Source organism: Nitrosomonas mobilis (assembly GCF_900103035.1).
In the GTDB taxonomy this organism is placed as follows: domain Bacteria; phylum Pseudomonadota; class Gammaproteobacteria; order Burkholderiales; family Nitrosomonadaceae; genus Nitrosomonas; species Nitrosomonas mobilis.
Window position 1 is genome coordinate 1 of record NZ_FMWO01000090.1, and the last position, 4690, is coordinate 4690.

General features: G+C 41.6%; 3 protein-coding genes and 1 pseudogene. 2 read left to right on the forward strand and 2 right to left on the reverse strand.

Annotated elements, in window-relative coordinates:
• Window positions 1–145 precede the first annotated feature (145 nt).
• Both NSMM_RS16220 and glmS read left to right on the forward strand, forming a co-directional pair.
• Window positions 146–565, forward strand: a complete 420-nt coding sequence (locus NSMM_RS16220; protein WP_245654805.1) for a hypothetical protein — start codon at window positions 146–148, stop codon at window positions 563–565.
• 150 nt (window positions 566–715) lie between these two features.
• Window positions 716–2588: pseudogene (glmS, locus tag NSMM_RS12855) on the forward strand (glutamine--fructose-6-phosphate transaminase (isomerizing)).
• Window positions 2589–2920: 332 nt separating this feature from the next.
• On the opposite strand, the gene NSMM_RS12860 reads toward glmS, so the two are convergent.
• Both NSMM_RS12860 and NSMM_RS12865 read right to left on the reverse strand, forming a co-directional pair.
• A complete protein-coding gene (locus NSMM_RS12860) occupies window positions 2921–3949 on the reverse strand; it encodes a DUF4434 domain-containing protein (RefSeq protein WP_176753972.1) in 1029 nt (342 codons plus the stop codon).
• 141 nt (window positions 3950–4090) lie between these two features.
• The coding region (locus NSMM_RS12865) for an IS1595 family transposase (RefSeq protein ID WP_143001949.1) at window positions 4091–4690 on the reverse strand (600 nt) is incomplete at its 5' end.

The following is a 4690-nucleotide window of genomic DNA, read 5'->3' on the forward strand; positions in this document are numbered from 1 at the left end:
GGACCGCTTCAAGTGCCACCTTGGCCTTGAACTCGCCACTAAAATTCTTGCGCTTCGTTTCGCTCATAACCTGCTCCTCAATTGCAGCAGGTTACCACCTTAATTTATTGTCTGAAAATCGGGGGCCACTATAGTGTTAATTCAAATGAAACGATCTGATATTTTAGATACTTCAAAGGTAAGCAGTTACATAACTGAAGAAAAAGCTAATCATAAGTTCATTGAAGTTGGCCATATACGACGCGCGAAGATGCATGTATCTTGTCTTATAGAGGATATAGATAACAAGAATGTATTAACTCCTGCCTTGCGTACGCTACTAGAAGCAAGTCTTATTTTGCAAACAACAAGCGCTAAGGTTCTTGCGGCGCACTTACACCGCCCCCCCCCGCCACCATCCGGGCTGAGTTTCAACAGATTCTTTCCGTCCTCGGAAATCGCATTAGAGATTCAGAATCGCGCACAACAGAATATGAAGGTTTTCTGTTTAAAAAGGATAGCAACGGGTAAAAAGAAATGGCGGATGCAACCGCTGACAGTGAGTTTATGCAATTTTTTGCGATAGTTGGATTAGACAAGGGATTTTTACGAACATACCGTCGTAGCCATTAGGGTAAAAACAGATATGACCAAATGAAGTTAAATATCGATGAATTGACGTTTTTGAAGAGAAGCTAACTAAGAATGAAATGAAATTAGAAGAGGAGGGATTGTTATGTGTGGCATAGTCGGTGCGATAGCAAAAGATAATGTAGTGCCGGTTTTATTAGAAGGACTGCTCAGACTGGAATATCGAGGCTATGACTCTGCTGGCCTAGTTGTTTCGAATGGAAAATTGCATAGAGTACGAACAACAGAGCGAGTGGCAGGATTAGCAAAACTTGTCAGTACTGAAAAAACAGAGGGGCTGACCGGTATTGCGCACACACGGTGGGCAACTCATGGAGTGCCTTGTGAGCGTAATGCTCATCCTCATTTCTCTGGAAATGATAAAAAAATAGCTGTTGTACATAATGGCATTATTGAGAACCATGAGGTTATACGGCGACGTTTGCAAGAAGGAGGTGCGAATTCCGGTTCAACCTGGAGGATTTGAATTTCTATCTGATACGGACACAGAGGTGATTGGCCACCTTATTTCACTGCATCTCGGAATAACGCGCGATTTACGCGAAGCTGTCTGTTTGGCTGCTGCAGAATTGCAAGGCGCCTATGCTATTGTAGTGATTGAAGAGGAACGTCCAGATCGCATTATAGCTGCACGTAATGGAGCGCCTTTGCTACTAGGTCTGAGTAAAAATGGCAATTATACTGCTTCGGATGCTTCAGCGTTGTTGCAGGTAACTCGACAAATGGTTTATCTAGAAGAAGGCGATGTGGCGGAATTAACTAGTGACAATTATCATGTCATAAATATTACTAAAAATAAACTAGGTACAAAAGTAAGGCGTGTAGAACTCGAAACTGATTTGACCCGTGAAGCGGTAGAGCTAGGACCTTATGCGCATTTTATGCAAAAGGAAATTTTTGAGCAACCTGTTGCGATAGCAAACACATTGGAAATGGTTTTTAGTGCGCATTCTTTGTCACCCCGGTTGTTTGGTAGTGAAGCTGAGTCAGTTTTTCAGAAGACTTCCGGCATTCTGATACTTGCTTGTGGTACCAGCTATCACGCAGGTCTTGTAGCTATGCACTGGCTGGAAGCCATTTCTGGATTGCCCTGTAGTGTTGAAATAGCAAGTGAGTACCGCTATCGAGAGCCGATAGCAAATCCTGATACGCTTGTTGTGGGAATTTCGCAGTCAGGTGAAACTGCTGATACACTGGCTGCACTAAAATATGCAAAATCACGGGGACATCGGTATAGCTTAGCTATTTGCAATGTTCCGGAAAGTGCTTTAATACGGCAAACCGATTTACGCTTTCTTTCTCGTGCAGGGCCTGAGATAGGAGTGGCTTCAACCAAGGCATTTACCACTCAATTGGCTGCGTTGATGTTATTAGCGGCAGTTTTTGCAAAGCTACGTAAAACAATCTCGAAAAAACAAGAACAAAAATTGATTGATGGATTACGACATTTACCCGTAGCAATTCAGTTGGCACTCCTGATCGAACCGCAAATAATAGAATGGGCAAAGAATTTTTCACATAAACGACATGCCTTATTTCTTGGGCGGGGTGTACATTATCCTATTGCTATGGAAGGTGCGCTCAAGCTCAAAGAAATTTCCTATATTCATGCTGAAGCCTATGCTGCGGGGGAGCTGAAACACGGGCCACTTGCATTAGTTGATAAAGAAATGCCAGTAGTAGCGATTGCACCCAATGATTCACTACAGGAGAAACTTAAGTCGAATTTGCAAGAAGTTCGCGCAAGAGGTGGAGAATTGTATGTTATTGCTGATGCTGATTCTAGCATCCAGGAAAGTAAAGGAGTGCATATTATTCGGCTTGCAGAACACGCCGGAATGTTTAGCCCTATACTCCACACAATTCCACTACAGTTACTTGCTTATCATGTTGCTTTGCAGAAAGGTGCTGATGTTGACAAACCAAGAAATCTGGCTAAAGCAGTAACAGTGGAATAACCAAAAGATATACTCATAAATGCTTTATAGCCCTGCATAAGGGCTCAGAAGCATTATGAGCCCCATCCCTAAGGAATTATCCAAGTCTTAATGGTTGAAACCTGTATACGGTCATCCCAAGTTGGACAAAATAGCATGTGTAAATAGCACGAACTTTAACTTTGCCACGACAGAAGTTTTATACTGACAAACTCATCTCGAGAGCTGTACCATCTTTAATTTCAAACACCCCATTAGACTCTATAGATTTGACGACGTGCAGCTGGTCTACTACAGCCCCTTGAAATAAAAATATGGATAATTTTCTTTATAGCCCCAGTTCTTATAGGGGATTAGTTCTCTTTTTCAATATCCTCCAAATACTTGTTATAGAGAGCATTACCTGAACTGCCAGCTATGGGCATCATGTAATTCGGAATACTAAAAGCAACTATATTATGTGAAAACTTACTTGCCATTTGACGCTGCCAGTTGATTCTGAACAATTCAGCAGGAACCGCGTGAAATTCTTTTTTATTGATTGGATAACCATCAACTTGACGAAAAATTTCAACAATAACACCCATCTCCCTTTGATTATCAATTGCAGACTTCTTGAAAGCTGCAAGATAATAAGGAAGATTGGAGAATGTCAGTTTATTTGTCCCTATCCCGTCCTGAAATAAAGCCAAATTAATCTTTGTTCGCTTAAATAATTGATCCCAAAATTTTTTAAATTCGGTAATTTGAATTTGGCCGTTACAAAATCCTGATATTGCAATTTGATAACCGGGTGTTAATTTCTCTAATGCATCACTTAATCTTTCTAAATAAGAAAACAGAAGCTCTCTTTTATCATCCAATTTCCAGTTTATATCATCCACTTCTTCTGTAATGTACCAACCTTTGAAGGATTTATAGTTTATAGCAATTGATTTTATTTGCTCAGCAGCAAGTTTTGATCGAATTAGCAATTCTTCTAAATAAATCTTTACACGATCTGAATTATTATTAATTTGATTCCAGTACTCGTAGTCGTAAACTAAACCGATATTAACCTTGATTTCAAACTGCTCGGCCAGTCTCAAAATAGTCTCTAAGGGGGGGGACTCGACAGTCTGAAATGTACTACTGTAGAAGAAAGAGCGTGTATCTGCGACTGTCCATTGTAAATATAAATCAGATATATTTAGTTTTTTAAGATATGAAAAAAAAGTTACCCATTCATTTTCACTCCATTGCCCGTGCGAATTTTCAAGAAGCTGAATAAACGTCCCTCGAATTGGATAAATTGGCTCTAGTTCTTTTGAAGAAATAGGCCAACTGCAAGTAAACATTAATATGGACAAGAAACATATCTTTGCCCAGTAAAGACTTCTCACACTGGAATTCCTTAAAAAGACTCCGATAGGATTATAGCCTGCTAAAGAGATGCACCTGATTTTTTCCTCTGTGAGGAAGAGGGGGTATGTTTGTAGCATGTCGGGTGTCCTAGATTTTGTGTAAATGGTGGTTAATATTGGCTATGTCTGCATTAATAGTTGAAACTGATTTTCTCGTCCGAGAGCGGCCTGGAGACCAATGATTGGCGAGTTGTGCCCACCCCAACGTTCCAGCCATCTACGCCAGCCCAGGTAATTTTCCAGGTATTTGGTTGCGACCCCATGAAATCTTTTCATCCACTGTTTAAGTCTGCTGTCGTAGGCATTAACATTCTGGATATGGTAAACACCAGCAATGACTCGAATTCCAGCAGAGAGATTGACGGGGTGATGGGTAATTCCGAGGCTATGAGCCACAGACCGGTAGACGGCAGCGCCATCACTACAGAAAATGGCATCTTTTGCCAGGATAGCCCGCAAAGGCGGCTCAATTGTCTTTTTATCAAGCGCATTCAACATGAAATCTGCTGTTGCACCAGAGCGGTCGCGTACTACCAGCACCGGCACCTGATCTTTGCCTGTTCCACGTACATGGATTTGCTTACCGCGTTTACGCGGTGGACGATTCAGGTGACGTTGACCTTTGCAGGAAGAGGGAAAAAAGGTCTCATCCGCCTCAATGATTCCTTGCAAGTGGTTGGCTTTAGTAGCCGCCGGCAAAGTCAGGAACCGATGGCGCCA